The organism is Cytobacillus kochii, from assembly GCF_020171845.1.
Classification (GTDB): Bacteria; Bacillota; Bacilli; order Bacillales; family Cytobacillaceae; genus Cytobacillus; species Cytobacillus kochii.
In genome coordinates this window covers 154,984-176,618 of sequence record NZ_JAIVAM010000013.1, presented here as the reverse complement: position 1 = coordinate 176,618, position 21,635 = coordinate 154,984, and the positions used below count along the sequence as shown (strand labels likewise).

Here is a 21,635-nt window from a genome sequence, read left to right as displayed (position 1 = left end):
TGTTTATAATAAAAAAGAACAATTTCCTATCTTTACAAATGGGAAATTGTTCTCTTTTATTTATAGCCCTTGAGGTAACTCACCATCTGGACTAATTAAGGCTAATGAATAGTCATCTGTAAAGATCTTTTTCGCCATTTCATTGACTTCATCCATTGATACTTCATCAATTTCTTCAATAATTTTATCTAATGTACGATGAGATCCAAGCAATAGCTCATTTTTGCCGTTACGGCTCATGCGACTATTTGTACTTTCTAAACTTAGCATTAAGCCACCTTTTAATTGCTCTTTACTATTGACTAATTCTTTTTCTGTTATTCCGTTTCGTTTTAAAACGTCTAATGTGTTCTGAATCGTTTCGAAAAGAACATTCATTTGTTTCGCACCGGTACCGCCATATATTGTAACCAAACCACTATCTTTAAAAGAAGAGTGATAAGAAAACACAGAGTATGCGAGACCTTTATCTTCCCTCACATCTTGGAATAAGCGACTACTCATGCTACCACCAAGAATATTATTTAGAACGATCAACTGATACATATCATCATGACCAACGGGAAGTCCGTTAAACCCTAAACAAAGATGCGCTTGTTCTGTTTCTTTCTTTCTGGCGATCTTATTATTGTGAAAAGTAGGTACTGTTTCGTTTACTGCCGGACTACCACCTGTATATGTACCAAAATGGGACTCTACTTCTTGAATAAATGATTCAGGCACATTACCTGCAATGGAGATGACGACATTCTCAGGTATATAGTGATTATGCATATAGTCTCTTAATGTGTCCCCGTTAAACGTTTCTAGTGTTTCTTCCGTTCCGAGTATCGGGTACCCCAATGAATGACTTTCATATACACCCTTACTTAAAACATCATGGACAATATCATCCGGTGTATCTTCATACATTTTAATTTCTTCATAGACAACATTTTTCTCTTTTTTCAACTCTTCGTTATCGAAGGAAGAGTTGAAAAACATATCTGCTAGTACATCTAACGCAAATGAGGCGTGAGTATCCAGTACTTTTGCGTAATAGCATGTATATTCTTTTGATGTGAAAGCGTTCACTTGTCCACCAATACTATCAAAAGACTCCGCTATTTCTCTAGCTGTTTTTGACTCTGTACCTTTAAAAATCATATGTTCAAGAAAGTGGGAAATCCCATTATTCTCTTTATCTTCATTTCTTGATCCTGTTCCAATCCAAACGCCAATGGCAACAGAGCGGACAGTCGGAATATTTTCTAATACGATTCTTGTTCCATTTTTGCAAGTATATCTTTTAATCAAGCATGCTCCTCCTGTTCTGTTTGCAAGCTGTCTTTTTTCGAATGATACGGAATGCTTTTCAAAACAACTGTTTATCATTCATAAGAAAAAAAGACTCATGATGGTAGAATAACATAAGTGTATCTATAGTTGCTATTTTTTGCAAAATCTCGCTTGTTATTTTTTCGGCTTTTCGTGTGATCCGATTCTTTCCTCTGATAATAAGGATGTCACTGTCCCAATTTGTAAGTCTTTGTCTTTAATCCCTACAATCATTCTATCCAGTGCATTTGCTGTTGATTCTGTTGGATGCATTAAGACCATTGAACCATTTTCTACTTTATTGACTACACGATTAATAATCGTTTCAGGTGATGGTTTTTGCCAATCTATCGTATCGACAGTCCACATCACAGTAAGTAGTCCTTGCCCACTAGCAATGTCGACGGTTTGATTACGATAACTACCACTTGGGGGGGCAAACCATTTCACTTTTTGTTCAGTCGTCGCCTCTATGACTTCGTTAGTTTTCACAATTTCTTCTTTCGTTTTTTGATCAGAAGCAACTTTTAAATCAGGATGCGTATAAGAATGATTGCCAATTTCGTGCCCTGCGGCAACAATCATTTTTGCTAAATCAGGATTATTTTGCGTCCATCTTCCTTCTAAAAAAAACGTTGCTTTTACATTATGTTTCTTTAATGTTTCCAACATTTTAGGAAGATACTCATTTCCCCATGCTACATTAATTAATAAACTAACCATCGGCTTGTCTGGATGGCCCTTATAAATCGGTGAAGGTTCTAAATCTTCTAGATGGATTTTTGGTTTAACTTCGGTAAATACGAGTTTCTCTTTATCAAAGGATCCGTCCTTTTTCATCTTTTTATAAGATGCATTCACATCAACCTTTAGTCCATTTAATCCTGGAATCGCCTTCCATACTTTATCTATAACAGCATCCTTGGCAGGGACTTCAAACGTCTTCGCTTGCTCCTTTATTTCTATTAAAAGCGGATCATCTACTTTACTTACCGATATGCTTTCATTTAGTGCTAAAGACATATATTGATCTGTTAACGGGTTCGCAACGATTAAAAATCCACTAATGACTATTACCAGCGTGTATCCAATTTTTCTCATAACACCAGCCTCCCTCTTCATTAAAATATGTTAAAGGAGGACAAGGTAGAACAGTTTAACTATTCGATAAAGCGCTTACATAATAACAATCCCCTTCGACAATTAAAAGAAACAAGCCGAGGGCTCACTTAAAATATACATCATCATTTTATATTCTAACAAAAAAAGAAAGAAAAAAATCAGGGGACAACCCTGACTTTCTTACAAATTTATTTATTCTCAGCTTTTTCTTTTTGTTCACGCTGCTCTTTTAATACAGCTTTACGAGAAAGGTTCACTCTACCTTGTTTATCGATTTCCGTCACTTTTACAAGGACTTCATCACCTATTGAAAGCACATCTTCGACTTTTCCTACGCGCTCTTCAGCTAGTTCAGAAATATGAACAAGTCCATCTTTCCCATTAAAGATCTCTACGAAAGCACCAAATTTCTCAATGCGCTTCACTTTACCCAAATACATTTGTCCAACTTCTACTTCACGAACGATATCTTCAATGATTTTCTTCGCTTTTTGGTTCATCGCTTCATCGATCGAAGAAATAAATACTGTACCATCTTGTTCGATATCAATTTTTACGCCCGTTTCTTCAATGATTTTATTGATTTGTTTTCCACTTGGCCCAATAACATCACGGATTTTATCTGGGTTAATTGACATCATTAAGATTTTCGGTGCATATTGTGAAAGCTCTTTATTAGGTTGAGCAATCGTTGCTAGCATGGAATCAAGAATCTGCATTCTACCGATTTTTGCTTGTTGTAATGCTTCTTCTAAAATTTCTCTAGAAAGACCATCGATTTTAATATCCATTTGTAGTGCTGTGACGCCTTTACTTGTACCTGCTACTTTAAAGTCCATATCACCTAAGTGATCTTCCATTCCTTGAATATCGGTTAGAATAGAGTAATAATCACCTGATTTGATAAGACCCATCGCAATACCAGCAACTGGCGCTTTAATTGGTACCCCAGCATCCATCATTGCTAAAGTACTTGCACAGATACTTGCTTGTGAAGTGGAACCATTAGATTCCAACACTTCAGAAACAAGTCGAATCGTATAAGGGAAATCCTTTTCTGATGGAATAATTGGCTCTAAAGCTCTTTCTCCTAAAGCACCGTGTCCGATTTCACGACGACCAGGTCCTCTCATCGGGCCAGTTTCACCAACACTGAAATTCGGAAAATTATAATGGTGCATAAAACGTTTTTCTTCTTCAATGCCAAGACCATCTAGAATTTGTACATCACCAAGCGCACCTAATGTACAAATGCTCAACGCTTGTGTTTGACCACGTGTAAACAGTCCTGATCCATGTGTACGTGGAAGTAAGTCAATCTCAGATGATAGCGGACGAATTTCCTCTAGTCCACGCCCATCAGGTCTTACTTTATCTTCAGTAATTAAGCGGCGTACTTCTTGTTTAACAATTTTATCAAGTACTTGCTTTACTTGTTTAAGATAGTCATCATCGACTTCTTGCTCTTCAAAATGGGTAATCACTTTATCTTTGACAACTTTAATGGCCGCTTCTCTAGCATGTTTTTCTTGAACTTGAATAGCAGGAATCATATCCGCTTCACACATAGAGCGCACAGTTGCATTAATCTCTTCATCGACTTGATAAAGCGTAACTTCCATCTTGTCTTTACCAATTTCTTCAGCAATCTTCTCTTGGAAGGCAATTAATCGTTTAATCTCATCATGACCAAACATAATTGCTTCAAGCATCGTTTCTTCAGGAACTTCTTCTGCCCCTGCTTCTACCATGTTAATCGCATCTTTCGTACCAGCAACGACTAAATGAATATCACTTTTTTCTGTTTGTTCTACAGAAGGGTTAATGATAAATTCATTGTTTACTCTGCCAACAGTTACACCTGCAATTGGACCGGCAAACGGAATATCAGAAACACTTAATGCAAGAGATGACCCAAACATTGCCGCCATTTCCGAAGAACAATCTTGGTCGACACTCATAACCATACTGACAACTTGAACATCGTTACGGAAACCGTCCGGGAAAAGTGGTCGAATTGGTCTATCAATTAATCGGCTAGCTAGAATGGCTCTTTCACTTGGACGACCTTCACGTTTAATAAAGCCGCCAGGTATTTTACCGACTGCGTATAATCTTTCCTCATAGTTCACAGTAAGTGGAAAGAAATCTAAGTTCTTCGGTTCTTTTGATGCTGTTGCTGTACTTAGTACAGCTGTATCACCATAGCGAACCAAAACAGCACCGTTTGCTTGCTTTGCTAATTGTCCGATTTCAACAGACAACTTGCGTCCAGCCCAATCTATGCTGTAGGTATGCTTATCTTGTCCCATATTTGTACCCCTCTCTACCATTTCACTTACAAAATCATATATACTAAAGCAAAATGCCATGACATATTTTCATCATTAATACTATTATGCACACTTTTTCAAATATATAAAATAACAAAATTTTATGTAGAATAGCGTTTTTAGGCTAATAAAAAAGCGGGAAAAAATCCCGCTTCTTCAAATAAGAAGACAAGCTTCTTATTATCGACGTAAACCAAGCTTATTGATTAACTCACGGTAACGTTGTACATCTTTGTTACGAAGGTAAGTTAATAGGTTACGACGTTTACCTACCATTTTTAATAGACCACGACGAGAGTGGTGATCTTTCTTATGAGTACGTAAATGTTCGTTCAAATTGTTGATTTCTTCTGTAAGGACAGCGATTTGAACTTCTGGAGAACCAGTATCATTTTCATGAGTTTTGTACTCATTGATAAGTTCATTTTTACGATCTTTAGTGATAGCCATCCGATTCACCTCCTAAAATTTCAATCCCCTGTTACTGAGCAAGCGTCGGTGACTCGACTTGCCAAGCAAAGGTTCATCAATCAATACGTTTATAAGAATACAACTTTTTTAAACAAAATGCAAGAATTAACCGTTGTTTTTTGCAAAATAATCGAGTGTTGCTTGCTTATCCTTAGCAATTTGCTCAATTAATGCTTCAATTCCATTAAACTTCCGTTCATCTCTAATATGTTGATGCCACTCTACTTCAACCTCTTCACCATATATATCTTGATCGAAATCAAAAATATGGACTTCAATAGAAGGGGTCTTTAAGTCATCATGGAAAGTTGGCTTATAGCCTAAATTACAGACCCCTTTACGCCATTTTCCTTGAACAAAAATTCTTACAGCGTATACACCTGTAGGTGGGGTGATGAAATCTTCGCTAACAGCAACGTTTGCTGTTGGAAAACCTAATTGTCTCCCCCTTTGATCACCTTGCACGACCGGACCACTAACTGTATAGTATCTTCCCAAAAGCGGAGGGATTTTTTCAACGCTCCCCTCTTTTAAGTAAGTCCTAATGAGGGAGGAGCTAATCTTGGCATTGTCTCTTTTTAACTGTGGAATCGTGGTTGTAGAGAAATACCCTTTAGCATGTGTCTTTATCGTATCCATAGTGCCTTTACCGAATTTACCATACGTATAATCGAATCCAGCAGATACATGAGAAACATTTAAATCAATAATATACTGATCGATAAAAGCTTCTGGATCTAGATTAGCAAATGCTTTAGAAAAGTGCACAATAAATAAATAATCAATGCCTAACTGTGCAACAATCTTGATTTTTTCATTTATCGGTGTGATGTATCTAATTTGTTCTTGTGGATCACCTAATACAGCTGATGGATGAGGATCAAATGTCATTACGGCACTTTTCAACCCTAGTTCAGCTGCCTTCTCCTTTGCATTTTGCATCACTTTCTGGTGACCAAGATGAACACCGTCAAAAAAGCCCAATGCCATTGAAAGAGGTGGCCAGCTATCTTTACTGTGGTTATGTGGATGTACTATTTTTATAACTTCCATGATCATTCACCTTTTTATATTGTTTAAACATGAAGATAGGCATAGAACGTCTACTTTATGTAAAAGAACGTTTACCTTTACCCTATTCACCTATGTATAGAACTTTAGTTGGCTTTATTATACCTGGTTTATCAGGATGATGGATATACAAGGCCAACGCTTGATTGTTCACAGTCTCCATTACAATAGGACCAGATACACTCTCAAGTTCTTCAGGAGTAGGAAGAACTGCGCCATTCTTCACTTTCATTGCTACTTTATCATTTATTTGATATTTCGGCAAATAGCTAATCCCCCATTCTAACGGTTTGAGCACATCAGCTATTCTTCCCTCGTTCATCACTTCCTCCACTTGTGGTAATGTCAAACAATCCTCAATGGTAAAGTCTGCAGACCGGATGCGAGTTAAATCAGACATATGGGCAGGATAACCAAGAAGTTCACCCATCATAACTGCTAAGGTTCTAATATATGTTCCTTTTCCACAAGCAACACGAAAACGAAAAGTAATCTGTTCCCCATTATATACTTCCTGCTCATTTAGCAATGTGATACGATCAATGCGCACTTTTCTACTTGGCCGCTCCACTTCTTGCCCTAGTCGTGCATATTCATAAAGTCTTTTACCATTCACTTTAACAGCAGAATACATTGGTGGTGTTTGGACAATCTCTCCAGTTAATTGCTGGAACACCGCGATAATCTCTTCTCGAGTAATCGGTTTATCTACCTTCTTCTCTTCAACCACTTCGCCTGAGGCATCTTCTGTCGTTGTCGAGAAACCTATTGTGACCTCTCCTTCATACTCTTTACCTGCATCCGTAATATATTCGGCAACCTTCGTAGCCCGTCCAATACAAATAGGTAATACGCCAGTGACTTCAGGGTCCAATGTTCCTGTGTGACCCACCTTTTTCGTTTTTAGAATCTTGCGTAACTTAAATACACAGTCATGAGAAGTCATTCCTTTTGGCTTTAATAAAGGTAATATTCCTTCCATTTTGTACGCCCCCTTTCACTAAAATTCAAATTAAGGTGAAATAAATACGGATAGACAAACGTCTATCCGCCAATCATTATTTATTCCTTATCTTTGGATTGACCGTCATCTTGAATTTGATGAAGGAGTGTTTCAATACGATTACCGTAATCGATTGATTCGTCAAACTCAAAAGTGATTTCAGGGGTTTTTCTCAAACGTATTCTCTGACCGATTTCTGAACGGATAAACCCTTTAGCTTTAGCCAATCCTCTCAATGTATCTTCTCTTTGTTCTTCATTACCGAGAACAGAAATATAGACAGTAGCTTGTTGTAAATCACCTGTCACATGAACATCTGTTACTGTTACAAATCCCACTCGTGGGTCTTTAATTTTTCGACCGATAATTTCTCCGAGCTCTTTTTTCATTTGCTCGCCAACTCTATTTGATCTTAGGCTCAATTGTTACACCTCTTTTTCAAAGCCATTCAATGTCTGTAATTGTCCGCTCAATCTCAGGAAAAGAATCAATTAATTTAAGCGCATTTGAAAGCTCCCACTCAACGGCCTGCTTACTTGAAGCTACAGCAGTTATGGCAATCTGTGTATGTTGCCATGTATCTTGAAACCCAACTTCTGCAACAGAAATGTTAAACTTCTGTTGCAGACGAGTGAGGATTCGCTGTAATACACTTCTCTTTTCCTTTAATGAACGAGCATCATATATCATACACTCACACGAAACCAAACCTACAATCATTTACGCTCAATTTCTTGCATAATATAAGCTTCAATGATGTCGCCTTCTTTGACATCATTGTAGTTCTTAATTGTAATACCACATTCGTAATTTGTTGCTACCTCTTTCGCGTCATCTTTGAAGCGTTTTAACGCATCAATTTCACCTTCGAAAATAACAACGCCGTCTCTAATTAGGCGGATACCAGAATCTCTTGTGATTTTACCTTCCGTAACATAAGAACCGGCAATTGTACCAATTTTTGATACTTTAAATGTTTGACGGACTTCTGCTTGACCAATAATTTTTTCTTCAAACTCTGGGTCTAGCATCCCTTTCATTGCTAATTCAATTTCTTCAATTACGTTATAAATGATACGGTGTAGACGAATATCAACATCTTCTGCTTCAGCCGCACGTTTTGCATTCGTATCAGGTCTTACGTTAAAGCCGATGACAATTGCGTTAAATGCAGCAGCAAGCGTAATATCTGATTCATTAATGGCACCCGCACCTGTATGAAGAATACGTACTTTTACGCCTTCTACATCGATCTTATTTAATGCGGAAGTTAGGGCTTCAGCTGAACCTTGAACATCAGCTTTTACAACGATGTTTATGTCCTTCATTTCCCCTTCTTTCATATGCTCAAATAAGTTATCAAGGCTAACACGAGATTTCTCAGATCTTTGTGCTTGTAGAGCTAATTGTGCACGTGCTTCCCCTACTTGGCGCGCAGATTTCTCGTCTTCTAGAACAGCAAACCTGTCACCTGCTTGAGGGACATCATTCAATCCTGTAATTTCTACAGGAGTAGATGGTCCTGCAGTCTTTACTCGACGTCCAAGGTCATTAACCATCGCACGTACGCGACCAAATGTATTACCGACAACAATCGGATCACCAACCTTCAATGTTCCGTTTTGTACAAGTAAAGTGGCTACTGATCCTCTACCTTTATCAAGCTGTGCTTCAATAACTGTTCCGACAGCATTGCGATTAGGGTTCGCCTTATATTCTTCTACTTCACCAACAAGGAGAATCATTTCTAACAACTCATCGATACCGTCACCTTTAATGGCTGAAATCGGTACAAAGATTGTATCTCCGCCCCATGCTTCAGGAACTAATCCATGTTCTGTTAGCTCTTGCATTACACGGTCAGGATTTGCCGCTTCTTTATCCATTTTATTAACAGCAACAATAATAGGTACCTCAGCAGCTTTAGCGTGGTTAATTGCTTCAATTGTCTGCGGCATCACACCATCATCCGCTGCAACAACTAAAATTGTAATATCAGTTATTTTCGCTCCACGGGCACGCATTGTTGTAAATGCCGCGTGACCAGGTGTATCTAGAAATGTAATCTTCTTACCTTTATCTTCTACTTGATAGGCACCAATATGCTGTGTAATTCCACCAGCTTCGCCAGCAGTTACCTTTGTGTGACGAATGGAATCAAGTAATGTCGTTTTACCATGGTCAACGTGACCCATAATCGTTACAACAGATGGACGTTCCTCAAGATTAGTCTCTTCATCTTCAGTGAAATATGCTTCTAAATCTGTCACATCTACTAATACTTCTTCTTCTACATCAACACCATATTCGCCTGCAATTAACTCAATGGAATCTTTATCTAGTTCTTGGTTAATTGTTGCCATCACACCAAGCATAAATAGCTTTTTAATGATTTCTGAAGGCTCTCTATGGAGCTTCTTAGCAAGCTCACCAACTGTTAGTGATTCAGTAAAAGTGATTTTCTCTGGTAATTCTTTTACTTTTTTAGGTGCTGGTGGTTGAGGTGGCTTCTGCCCTTTATTCTTTGGTTTATTTTTTTGATTATTATTGCGATTAGGTTTTTGATTCTTATTATTATTATTATTGTTATTTGGCTTATTTCTATTGCCTTTTGGTGCACCTGCTGGTTTATTTTTCTGATTGTTTGCAGGTTGTGCTTGCGCTGATTGTTGTTTTTGTGGTTGTTTCTCTTCTTGCTTATTGTAAATACCGTCTAATTTTGTTACTTCACCTGGTTCTAATGTTGTCATATGATTCGAAACCTCTATATTCATTTCCTTTAATTTCGTAATTACATCTTTACTAGATAGATTATGTTTTTTAGCATATTCGTAAACGCGAATTTTACTCATGCTTTCACCCCCGCTAGAATTAATCGAGCAACGTTAATAGCTTTTTGGCGAATCCAGCGTCTAAAACAGCCACCACTACTCTTGCTTCCTTGCCAATTGCTTGCCCTAACAATTCTCTGTCTGGGACAATCTTATAAGGAACAGCATAAGATTTACATTTGTCTGTTACTTTTTTTGTCGTATTAGCAGAAGCATCTGCAGACAACAAAACCAGCTTCGCTTTCCCTTTTCTAATATCGCTTATAGAAAGCTCTTCACCTGAAGTGATTTTACGCGCTCGATTGGCCAAGCCAAGTAATGACATCCATTTTCTCTCATTCATTTTGGACGGTCATTTCTCCTTTTCAATAAGATCTAAAAGTTCGTTATATATGTCCTCATCCACTTGTACATCTAGATGACTAGCTAAAATATTTTTCTTTTTTGCAAGTAAGATGGCTTCCTTACTTTTTGTAAGATACGCTCCGCGACCGGATTTCTTACCTGTAACATCAACCGAAACTTCGCCTTCTTTTGAGCGAACAATGCGTACGAGTGATTTCTTCGGCATCATTTCCCCCGTCGCTATACATTTTCTCATCGGAATTTTTCTGCTTTTGTTCACCAGCCATTCACCTCTTATTCCTTGTCTTCAGGGAATGTAAAATCTTCATCTTCATCATCTTGATGATAGCTTAAAAGAGCTTCATCTCTTGGATATGTGCCGGCTTCTCTTGCTTCTGTCTCTGATTTAATATCAATTTTCCAACCAGTAAGCTTCGCCGCAAGTCTTGCATTTTGTCCACGTTTCCCAATAGCTAGCGACAGTTGATAATCTGGAACAACAACCGTTGTCGCTTTGTCCTCTTCATTTACTACAACATCTAACACTTTAGAAGGACTTAATGCATTGGCTACAAAGACAACTGGATCACTAGACCACTTCACAATGTCAATTTTTTCACCTTTTAACTCATTAACAACGGCTTGCACACGTGTACCTTTAGGTCCAACACATGAACCAACTGGATCTACCTCTGGATTATCAGAATGTACAGAGATTTTTGAGCGATCTCCCGCTTCACGCGCAACAGATTTTAATTCAACAGTACCGTCATAAATTTCTGGTACTTCAATTTCAAAAAGACGTTTTAAAAGTCCTGGATGTGTTCTAGAAACATAAATTTGTGGACCTTTTGTTGTTTTTTCGACTTTTGTAATAAACACTTTAATACGATCATGTGGGCGATACTGTTCACTAGGCATCTGTTCACTTACAGGTAAAATCGCTTCAATCTTACCAAGACTAACGTAAATAAATTTTGCGTCTTGTCTTTGGACAATGCCTGTCATGATATCTTCTTCTCGATCAATGAATTCAGAATAAATAATGCCTCTTTCTGCTTCACGAACACGTTGAGTAACGACTTGTTTGGCTGTTTGTGCAGCAATTCTACCAAAATCTTTTGGCGTTACTTCCATTTCTACAATATCTTCAACCGTATAGTTAGGATTAATCTTGCGTGCATCTTCGATAGAAATCTCTAATCTTGGATCAAACACTTCATCAACGACTTCTTTGCGGGCAAATACTTTCATAGTGCCACTACCCAAATTTAAATCAATACGGACATTTTGTGCTTGATTAAAGTTTCTACGATAAGCAGACACTAACGCGGCTTCCATTGCATCAATAATGACATCTCGTGAAATTCCTTTTTCCTTTTCAAGCAAAATAAGAGCATCTAATAATTCACTGCTCATGTGATTCATATCCCCCTTTAAATAAGTTGCGTTACGCCAATTGCTTTATGAGAAGACAATAGCTAAGCGAGCTTTTGCGATTTTTTCATACGGTAATTCTACCGTTTTCTTTCTTGTTTTAACTTTCATTTCAACTTTTACGATATGGCCATCGAAGTCTGTTAGTACACCTTCAAATGTTTTCTCTCCATCTATTGGTTCATACGTTTTTATAAATACGTTTTTACCAATTGCTTTCATGAAATCTTGTTCTTTTTTTAGAGGGCGTTCCGCTCCTGGTGAAGAGACCTCAAGGAAATAGTTATAAGGAATTGGGTCAATTTCATCTAATTTCTCACTTAAGCGTTCACTAACTACTCCACACTCTTCTATATCAACGCCTGTCTCTTTATCAATAAAGACACGAAGAAACCAGTCTTTTCCTTCCTTCACATATTCGATCTCAACTAATTCCAACTGAAGATCGCTCAAAATAGGAGTGACTAATTGTTCAACTTCTTCAGTCACTTTACTCATCTTTATCCCTCCTTCTAGCAAGATGCCTATTCATTATAAATGTAGCAGCAAACACTAGAGTTGCTGCTAATCGAGATATACCGGATCATCTTAGTAACCGATGAAAATTTTGGTTAATAACAAGACGAAAGAGTGGGTTGCCCCACTCTTGTTTGCGAAGATATCCGTTAGTATTTCCAATAAAACTATACCATAACCATAATTTTTATGCAAATGGAATAGCTGTAAAAGCGACTTAGAACAAACTTAACTGATTTTGGTCTGGTAATTCTTCTAAACAACCATGATTATTTAAGTACTCGATAATTGTTTTAGATACCTTACCTCTTTGCTGAAGATCTTCCTTCGATAGGAAGTCCCCTTCTCCTCTTGCTTTTACAATATTCAGTGCTGCATTCGTACCTAATCCTGGTATAGAGTTGAACGGCGGAATCAGTGTATTACCTTCAATAATAAAGTCACTTGCACTGGATTTATACAAATCAACTTTTTGGAAACTATATCCTCTTTCATTCATTTCAAGCGCTAACTCCATTACAGTCAGCAAGTTTTTTTCTTTTGTAGAAGCATCTAAGCCTTTCGCATTGATTTCTTCAATTTTTGCTCGGATCGCCTGTGAGCCTTTTACCATCGCATCTATATCAAAATCTTCTGCACGAACGGTAAAATAAGCTGCATAATATAAAAGCGCATGATGAACTTTAAAGTAGGCAATACGTACCGCCATTAAGACATAGGCAGCGGCATGGGCTTTAGGGAACATATATTTTATCTTTAAGCAAGAGTCAATATACCACTCAGGTACTTCATTCTTCCTCATTTCCGCTTCCATCTCTTCTGTCAGCCCTTTTCCTTTTCGAACTGATTCCATGATTTTAAAAGCGAAAGCCGGTTCTAAGCCTTGATAAATTAAATACACCATAATATCATCACGACATCCAATAACTTCACTTAATGTGCATGTATTGTTATGAATTAACTCTTGGGCATTGCCGAGCCATACGTCAGTTCCATGTGAAAGACCTGAAATTTGAACAAGCTCAGAAAATGTCGTTGGTTTCGTATCTTCTAGCATTTGCCGAACAAACCTTGTTCCAAACTCTGGAATACCAAATGTCCCCGTTTTACACATAATTTGCTCTTCTGAAACGCCTAACGATTCCGTTCCACTGAAAATCTTCATTACTTCTGGATCATCGGTTGGAATGGTCTTCGGATCAATCCCACTTAAATCTTGCAACATCCTAATAACAGTGGGATCATCATGACCAAGTATATCTAGCTTCAACACATTATCATGAATGGAATGGAAGTCAAAATGAGTTGTTTTCCATTCTGAATTACGATCATCAGCCGGAAACTGGATAGGTGAAAAATCATAAATATCCATATAATCAGGAACAACAATAATGCCGCCTGGATGTTGCCCAGTTGTTCGCTTAACACCGGTACAACCAGAAGCTAAGCGATCAATTTCTGCGCCTCTAATTTGAAGATTATTATCATTTTGATACGCTTTAACATAGCCGAATGCCGTTTTATCTGCTACAGTACCGATCGTACCTGCCCGATACACATATTCTTCACCAAAAAGAACTTTTGTATAGTTATGGGCTCTAGGCTGATATTCTCCGGAGAAGTTCAAGTCAATATCTGGTACTTTATCCCCTTTAAAGCCTAAGAAAGTTTCAAATGGAATATCATGGCCATCTTTACGATAATGCTGAGAACAGTTTGGACAATCCTTATCTGGTAAATCAAACCCTGAACCTACTGAACCATCATCAAAAAACTCAGAGTGTTTACAATTAGGGCAGACGTAATGAGGAGGCAGTGGATTAACTTCTGTAATTTCCGTCATTGTCGCAACAAATGAGGAACCTACCGAACCCCTTGATCCTACTAAGTAGCCATCATTTAATGACTTTTTAACAAGTTTATGGGAAATCAAGTAAATAACGGCAAAGCCATGTCCGATAATACTTTTTAATTCTTTCTCCAAACGAGCTTCTACGATTTCAGGTAGTTCTTCTCCGTAAATACTTCTCGCCATGCTATAGCTCATTTCACGCATTTCTTCGTCTGCGCCTTCTATTTTTGGCGTATAGAGATCATCTTTTATTGGTTTAATTTCATCAATCATATCAGCAACTTTATTCGTATTATCTACTACGATTTTTTTTGCTATATCTTTTCCTAAAAATGCAAAGCATTCAAGCATTTCATTGGTCGTGCGAAAATGCACATCAGGCAGTTCATGACGGTTGAGCGGATTTGCCCCACCTTGAGAATTCACTAAAATCTTACGATAAATCTTATCATTCGGATTTAAGTAATGAACATTCCCTGTTGCCACAACTGGGATATTTAATTTTTCACCAAGTTGTACAACGTTCGTAATGATTTCTTCGAGCGCCTTTTCATCACGAACTAACTCTAATTCTAATAAATGAGCATAGACCTCTTTAGGGTGAACCTCTAGATAATCATAAAACTCAGCTATCTCTTCCACTTCATCAGGCGATTTTTGCATCATCCCTTCAAAAACTTCACCTTTGTCACATCCAGAACCAACAATAATACCTTCTCTATATTTCTGTAATACCGAACGAGGAATACGTGGCACACGATAAAAATAATTAATATGAGCAATCGAGACTAATTTAAAAAGATTCTTCAATCCTTCACTCGTTTGCGCTATCAAAGTACAATGGGACGGTCTAGCCCTTTGATAAGCATTTCCTTTACCCATATTGTCATTAAATTGATCATGGTATTCAATGCCTTTAGCCATCGCATCCTTCAGCATTTTTATTAATATATAGCCTGTCGCTTCCGCATCGTATATTGCCCGGTGATGTTGGGTTAGTTCAACATCAAACTTCTTTGCCAATGTGTTGAGGCGATGATTTTTCATTTCAGGGTGTAAAAATCGCGCTAATTCAAGTGTATCTACTACGGGATTTGTTGCTTTTCCAAGACCTATTTTCTTATACCCTACATTTAAAAAACCCATATCAAATGAAGCGTTATGTGCCACAAGCACACTATCGCCAGTCCATTCGTAAAAATCTTTTAAAACGTCAGCTACTTCCGGGGCATTCTCTACTAAATCATCCGTTATGCCCGTTAAATTAATAGTCGTAGCAGATAAAGGATGATGTGGATTAGCAAAAGATTCAAAACGATCAATAATCTCGCCGTCGTGAATTTTCACGGCTGCAAGTTCTATAATGGTGTCATAAACAGCAGATAATCCAGTCGTTTCAACGTCAAACACAACATAAGTATCTTCAGCTACTCGTCTATGTGCATCATTATAAGCAATTGGTACACCGTCATCGATTAAGTTCGCTTCAACACCATACAGTATTTTGATACCATTTTTCTTACCAGCATTAAATGCTTCTGGAAAGGATTGAGCACCGGCATGGTCTGTAATCGCAATCGCTTTATGTCCCCACTTCTTCGCTTGTGAAACAAGCGCACTAACCGAACTAACGGCATCCATTTGGCTCATTGGTGTATGAAGATGAAGTTCAACCCGCTTTTCCTCTTCCTTAGCTGTATCTTTTCTTTCAATTGGTTTAATTTCATTTAAATCATTACCAATCATGACTAGGTCACGTACGAAGGTATCATTTTGAATACTACCGCGAACTTTCAGCCACATACCTTTTTGTACCATTTGAAAAAGTGCAGCATCTTCTTTATCTCGGGAAAACATTTTTACAAGTATCGAGCTTGTATAATCTGTAATTTTGAAAGTTAATAATGTCCGACCACTTCTGAGTTCTTTTGTTTCTGCATGAAAGACGTAACCTTCCACAGCAATTCTTCTTTCTTCATCAACTATATCAATTAGTTTGCGGAAGTCAGCATCATCTTTAATTGTCAAGCCAACTGTCAATGGCCCTTGTGGTATCGGTGTATCTGATTCTTGCTCTAATGCTTTCTTCTCCATTTCAATTGCTGCTTGCATGCCGCGTTCTTGATCTTCTTTTCTCTTTGCTTCTAAAAAACGCTCATATGCTTCATTGCTCTCTTCGGTTGACAATTCTGTTTCAATTTGAAATGGTGGAAATCCAAATGATTGAAAGCTATCAAGAATAAGTGGCGCATACTTATTTTTAATGGACTGACTTTCCATATCATTACTAACGGTAACGATTACCTTATTTCCCTTTATTTTCGGCACTTGCTCATGAAGAAGCTTGAGCATCGGTGGTGAGATGCCTTCAATTTCTTTCATACAAAATGTCCAATAATCTTGAATTAAACTCTCATCATATTGTTGATTCGTAACAGTAATAGAAAAAGAGGTACGTGCAATATGAGAAAACTTGTGGTGCAATTGAGCTGCAAATCTTTGAAGAACAGTTGCCGGTAAGATTTGTTCTAGGCTAAAGGAAAAATGCCATCTTTTTTCCTTTTTTTGAATATATACTTTCATGATTTCGGCTTGTTCAAAATAATGAACAAAAGCATCTTCTGTTAATTCTAATTGTTGTAACAGGAGCTGAAAACGTTCTTTGTTTCCTTTTACATCGCTCATTTCAGCCCTCCCCCTTCATTAACGTTCTATTTTTTTCAATCGGTCACTATTATATCATAATTAAATACTAGATTTGATAAAGTAAAAATCACGCTAATTGTCAACTATTTTGTGGTAATGGATATTATTTCCCCGAGGAATGATCGGGTTATTTAAAACTTCAAAAATGAATGAAGCGCAGGCATTCAACATAAATATCGAGCTATAATTCGGACAGTGACGCAATTTTTTAATAGGACTACAAACTTCTTCTATCGATGATAAAATAAAAAACCGATCCCATTCTCATCTTAGCATTTGACGACTAATGGGGTCGGATCATTTTTATATAGGAATGTTTAGGTTGTTTATGCTAACTGATGATGAATGAATTGTGGTAATTCATCCACTGATACTTCAAATTGCTCGCCTGTACTTCTTAATTTCACTTCTACGATGCCTTCATTTGCCTTTTTACCAACAGTAATTCGTAAAGGTAAACCGATTAAATCACTATCAGCAAATTTTACGCCAGCTCGTTCAGCGCGATCATCCCATAAAATACGATACCCTAAATCTTTCAAAGAATCGTATACTCTTTCACTTAATTGCACTTGGTCTTCTTTTTTCATATTTAATGAAACAAGGTGAAGTTGATAAGGTGCGATATTCTCCGGCCAAACAAGTCCATTTTCATCACTATGTTGTTCCGCAATAGCTGCCATTACACGAGAAACCCCGATGCCATAACAACCCATAATCATTGGTTGTGAACGGCCATTTTCATCGAGAATAGTCGCATCCATTGCTTCACTATATCTCGTACCAAGCTTGAATATATGACCAACTTCAATTCCTTTTGCAAAAAGAATACTACCTTCTCCATCAGGTGATGGGTCTCCTTCTTGAATAAAGCGAACATCTGCATATTGTTCTACGGTAAAGTCGCGATCCACATTTACATTGACATAGTGGTATCCAGCTTCATTTGCACCGCAGACACCATTAACAATTGCACTGACAGCATGGTCGGCAATGATCCGTACATTTGCATGAACGGGACCGATGGAACCAATTTCACAGCCAATAACTGATTTTGTCTCCTCAGCATCAGCTAATTCCACATCATTGGCTGCAAGCAGATTCTTTACTTTAATATCATTCACTTCATGATCACCACGAACAAGTAGCAATACATAATCTTCATCTACTTTAAATAGTAATGATTTTATGCATTTATCTGCTGAGACATTTAAATAATCCACAATTTCAGCAATGCTTTTTTGATTCGTAGTACTAACTTTTTCAAGTTCTCTTAACTCTTCATTAGATTTTTCATATGTTGAAACTACCTCTGCCATTTCAATATTTGCTGCATATTGAGAGGTATCAGAATAAGCAATCGTATCTTCTCCAATTTCGGACAGAACCATAAATTCATGAGTATCTTTACCACCCATTGCTCCAGAATCCGCAATAACAGCTCTAAAATTCAAACCTGCGCGAGAAAAAATATTGGAATAAGCTTGATAAAAAAGATCGTACATCTCATCTAAACTTTCTTGGCTTGAATGGAAGGAATAACCATCTTTCATAATAAATTCTCGACCTCTTAGCACACCAAAACGCGGACGCTTTTCATCGCGAAATTTCGTTTGAATCTGATACAGAGCAAGAGGTAGCCTTTTATATGATTTCACTTCATCACGCACAAGACTCGTCACAACCTCTTCATGTGTTGGTCCAAGAGCAAATTCACGCTCATGACGGTCTTTCATTCTCATTAATTCTGAACCATATGTATACCAGCGACCAGACTCTTGCCACAGCTCTGCTTGCTGAAGTGCAGGCATAAGCATCTCTACGGCATTAATGGCTTCAAGCTCTTCTCTAATAATCGTTTCAATATTTTGTAACACTTTTCTTGCCATTGGTAAATAACTATAAATACCACTAGCATTTTGACGAATAAATCCTGCTCTTAATAAAAGTTGATGACTTTTAATTTCTGCATCAGCAGGGTTTTCCCTTAAAGTTGGAATTAATACCTGACTTTGTTTCATCTTAATTTATACACCTCTATTATTTATTTTCATTATCAAGGCTCAGAAACCATTTAGTTAAAACGGATCTCTGAGCCTCAGGTTTCATCTTCTTATAAAAAGAATCGCTGAATGTCATTCCATGTTACAACTAACATAAGCAGCATTAATAGCGCAAAGCCTACAAAGTGAACCATACCTTCTTTTTGTTTGTCTATCGGTTTTCCTCTAACTCCCTCAATAGCAAAGAACATTAATCTTCCACCATCGAGAGCAGGGATAGGCAATAGGTTCATGATACCTAAATTGATGCTTAAGACACCTGCCCACTTCATTAAATAAAATATACCTGATTGAGCAACTGTGTCAACTGAAACATAGATACCAACAGGACCTGAAAGGGCATCAATTGTAAATTCCCCAGAGATTAACTTCCCTAAAATAACAAAAATTTCTTTTGTCCATAATAAGGTCTCCTCAGCACCGTATACGACTGATTTTAATGGATTTTTTTCCATCGGACTATATACACCGATCACACCGATTGTCGGACCATCTTCTATTTCTTGCGACTTAGGTGTAACCGGGATCGTCATTTCTTCCCCACCGCGATCAATTTGAAATTCAAGCTCATTATTAGGGTTTTTCTGAATGATTTCTACAACATCTTGCCAGCTCGAAATTTCTGCACCATCGACTGAATGAACAATGTCACCTTGTTTGAATCCTGCATCAATCGCTGCACCATCTTCTGTTAATTCCCCAAGCATCGGCGCATTTGATGGCATCCCCTGTAATAAAGCGATGATGACAAAAATAACAAAAGCTAAAACAAAGTTCATCATCGGTCCAGCGAAAATAGCCATTGTTCTTTGTCCTAAAGTTTTAGAAGAAAATTGGCGATCATAAGGAGCAATCAGTGTTTCTGTTCCATCTTCCACCAATACTGCTCGTCGATTTACCTTAAACGTTTCTAATTTCTCTTCTTCCTCGCCTTCGACATACCCTTTTAATATCAATTCATGTTCAATATCTGCATGTTCGATTTCGAGAATCCTTGCATCCGGATATTTATCTTTGTTATTTAAAATAATCTTCTGAACTTCATTTTGGTCGTTGAAGACTAATCCTACTCGGTAACCTGCTTTCAATTCGACCATTTCAACATCTTCACCAGCCATCCGCACATAGCCACCTATCGGTAACAACCGGATCGTATAAAGTGTATCATTTTTTGTAAATGAAAAAACCTTTGGTCCCATACCAATCGCGAACTCACGACATAGGATACCTGCTCGCTTCGCAAAGATTAAATGTCCAAGTTCATGGAAAAATACTAGTGCCCCAAAAATGATAATAAAGGCTATGACTGTACTCAATTTTTAACCACCTTTTTTTCTGAATCAAAAACGAATCAGCTTGATAAAAGCGAATAGATATAGGCTCTTGTTTCCTCATCTACTTCTTGTATTTCTGATAATGTCGGTGCTTTTATACAGGAATGTCTTGTTAAAGCTTGTTCAATTAATTCTTCAATCTTTAAAAAGCTTATTTTTCCTTCTAAAAATGCTGCAACCGCTGCTTCATTTGCTGCATTTAAAACCGCAGGCATCGATCCACCTTCTTTTCCTGCTTGGTAGGCAAGCGCTAAACAACGAAAGCGATCATAATCCATTTCTTTAAAATGGAGCTGGCCAATTTTGGCTAGATCTAATCGTTTATTCTTTAATGGTAAACGGTCTGGGTAAGAAAGAGCGTACTGGATAGGAACCCTCATATCCGGTGTACCTAATTGTGCGATGACACTACTATCATGGAATTCAACCATTGAATGAATGATACTTTCATTATGAAGAAGACAGTCAATCTTATCATATGGTAATGAGAATAACCAATGAGCTTCGATTACCTCTAAGCCCTTATTCATCATTGTTGCCGAGTCAATTGTGATTTTAGCTCCCATTGACCAGTTAGGATGATTTAACGCTTGTTCTACTGTTACTGCTTCTAAATCCGCTCTGCTATAATCACGAAAAGATCCTCCAGAAGCGGTTAAAATCAATCGATCGATATTCTTGGCATTCTCTCCTTGTAATGCTTGAAAAATCGCTGAATGCTCACTATCAACAGGTAAAAGGTCAACACCATAGTTTTTTGCTGATTCCATGACTAAATGCCCCGCTGTTACCAATGTTTCCTTATTTGCAATAGCAATCGTTTTTCTTTCTTCAATTGCTTGTAATGTTGGTTCTAGTCCTACACGACCTAAAACAGCATTTACCAATATATTTGCTTTATTATATACAGCCACTTCTGTTAAACCGAGTTGTCCATATGTAAATGATATGCTTGGAAACTCAGCTTTAAGCATCTCCATCGAACTTTTTTCTAAGACGGAAACAAGCTCTGGATGGAATTCGTTGATTACTTGACGGGCAAAATGAATATTTTTACCTACTGAAAAAGCGACTAATTGGAATTCATCAGGATGCTGTCTAATGATATCTAACGTTTGTGTACCGATAGAACCTGAAGCACCCATTAAACTAATTTTTTTCATTTCTAAAACATCTCCTATTAAGAAAAGCGTCTACTGAGCCACATATCATAAGGTATGATTACACTTTTCTC

The 21,635-nt window shown here is 37.5% G+C and carries 17 protein-coding genes; all 17 read right to left on the bottom strand.

What is annotated here, in order from left to right:
• Positions 1 to 60: 60 nt before the first annotated feature.
• The 17 genes from LCM23_RS20835 to dxr all read right to left on the bottom strand — a co-directional run bounded on the left by LCM23_RS20835 (position 61) and on the right by dxr (position 21,564).
• Positions 61 to 1,296: a M16 family metallopeptidase gene (locus LCM23_RS20835; protein ID WP_224938634.1), complete on the bottom strand. Its 1,236-nt coding sequence runs from the start codon at positions 1,294 to 1,296 to the stop codon at positions 61 to 63.
• A 156-nt stretch (positions 1,297 to 1,452) separates the two neighbouring features.
• Positions 1,453 to 2,418, bottom strand: a complete 966-nt coding sequence (locus LCM23_RS20830) for a polysaccharide deacetylase family protein (protein WP_224938633.1) — start codon at positions 2,416 to 2,418, stop codon at positions 1,453 to 1,455.
• A gap of 209 nt (positions 2,419 to 2,627) precedes the next feature.
• Positions 2,628 to 4,751, bottom strand: coding sequence for a polyribonucleotide nucleotidyltransferase (gene pnp / locus LCM23_RS20825; protein ID WP_224938632.1), 2,124 nt, complete (start codon positions 4,749 to 4,751; stop codon positions 2,628 to 2,630).
• Positions 4,752 to 4,952: 201 nt separating this feature from the next.
• Complete coding sequence (rpsO, locus tag LCM23_RS20820) at positions 4,953 to 5,222, bottom strand: 30S ribosomal protein S15 (RefSeq protein ID WP_224938631.1); 270 nt, start codon at positions 5,220 to 5,222, stop codon at positions 4,953 to 4,955.
• 126 nt (positions 5,223 to 5,348) lie between these two features.
• Positions 5,349 to 6,296: a bifunctional riboflavin kinase/FAD synthetase gene (gene ribF / locus LCM23_RS20815; RefSeq protein WP_224938630.1), complete on the bottom strand. Its 948-nt coding sequence runs from the start codon at positions 6,294 to 6,296 to the stop codon at positions 5,349 to 5,351.
• 82 nt (positions 6,297 to 6,378) lie between these two features.
• Positions 6,379 to 7,296: a tRNA pseudouridine(55) synthase TruB gene (gene truB, locus LCM23_RS20810; RefSeq protein ID WP_224938629.1), complete on the bottom strand. Its 918-nt coding sequence runs from the start codon at positions 7,294 to 7,296 to the stop codon at positions 6,379 to 6,381.
• 80 nt (positions 7,297 to 7,376) lie between these two features.
• Positions 7,377 to 7,739: a 30S ribosome-binding factor RbfA gene (rbfA, locus tag LCM23_RS20805; RefSeq protein WP_095369489.1), complete on the bottom strand. Its 363-nt coding sequence runs from the start codon at positions 7,737 to 7,739 to the stop codon at positions 7,377 to 7,379.
• Positions 7,740 to 7,755: 16 nt separating this feature from the next.
• Complete coding sequence (locus tag LCM23_RS20800) at positions 7,756 to 8,037, bottom strand: DUF503 domain-containing protein (RefSeq protein WP_095369490.1); 282 nt, start codon at positions 8,035 to 8,037, stop codon at positions 7,756 to 7,758.
• A complete protein-coding gene (infB, locus tag LCM23_RS20795) occupies positions 8,034 to 10,169 on the bottom strand; it encodes a translation initiation factor IF-2 (protein ID WP_224938628.1) in 2,136 nt (711 codons plus the stop codon). Before infB ends, LCM23_RS20800 begins: the two co-directional genes overlap by 4 nt.
• Before the next feature lie 19 nt (positions 10,170 to 10,188).
• Positions 10,189 to 10,491, bottom strand: a complete 303-nt coding sequence (locus LCM23_RS20790; RefSeq protein WP_095369492.1) for a YlxQ family RNA-binding protein — start codon at positions 10,489 to 10,491, stop codon at positions 10,189 to 10,191.
• 9 nt (positions 10,492 to 10,500) lie between these two features.
• Entirely contained in the window at positions 10,501 to 10,773 is a 273-nt protein-coding gene (gene rnpM, locus LCM23_RS20785; RefSeq protein WP_095369493.1) for an RNase P modulator RnpM, read from the bottom strand.
• A 14-nt stretch (positions 10,774 to 10,787) separates the two neighbouring features.
• Positions 10,788 to 11,912, bottom strand: a complete 1,125-nt coding sequence (gene nusA / locus LCM23_RS20780; RefSeq protein ID WP_191812158.1) for a transcription termination factor NusA — start codon at positions 11,910 to 11,912, stop codon at positions 10,788 to 10,790.
• Positions 11,913 to 11,957: 45 nt separating this feature from the next.
• On the bottom strand, positions 11,958 to 12,428 hold the full coding sequence (gene rimP, locus LCM23_RS20775; RefSeq protein WP_095369494.1) for a ribosome maturation factor RimP: 471 nt from the start codon (positions 12,426 to 12,428) through the stop codon (positions 11,958 to 11,960).
• 235 nt (positions 12,429 to 12,663) lie between these two features.
• Entirely contained in the window at positions 12,664 to 16,983 is a 4,320-nt protein-coding gene (locus tag LCM23_RS20770) for a PolC-type DNA polymerase III (RefSeq protein ID WP_224938627.1), read from the bottom strand.
• Between the two features lie 347 nt (positions 16,984 to 17,330).
• The gene (locus tag LCM23_RS20765; RefSeq protein ID WP_224938626.1) at positions 17,331 to 19,025 is read right to left on the bottom strand and encodes a proline--tRNA ligase; all 1,695 of its coding nucleotides are present in this window, start codon (positions 19,023 to 19,025) and stop codon (positions 17,331 to 17,333) included.
• A gap of 92 nt (positions 19,026 to 19,117) precedes the next feature.
• The gene (rseP, locus tag LCM23_RS20760) at positions 19,118 to 20,383 is read right to left on the bottom strand and encodes an RIP metalloprotease RseP (protein ID WP_095369497.1); all 1,266 of its coding nucleotides are present in this window, start codon (positions 20,381 to 20,383) and stop codon (positions 19,118 to 19,120) included.
• A 35-nt stretch (positions 20,384 to 20,418) separates the two neighbouring features.
• Positions 20,419 to 21,564: a 1-deoxy-D-xylulose-5-phosphate reductoisomerase gene (gene dxr / locus LCM23_RS20755; RefSeq protein ID WP_224938625.1), complete on the bottom strand. Its 1,146-nt coding sequence runs from the start codon at positions 21,562 to 21,564 to the stop codon at positions 20,419 to 20,421.
• Between the last annotated feature and the right edge of the window lie 71 nt (positions 21,565 to 21,635).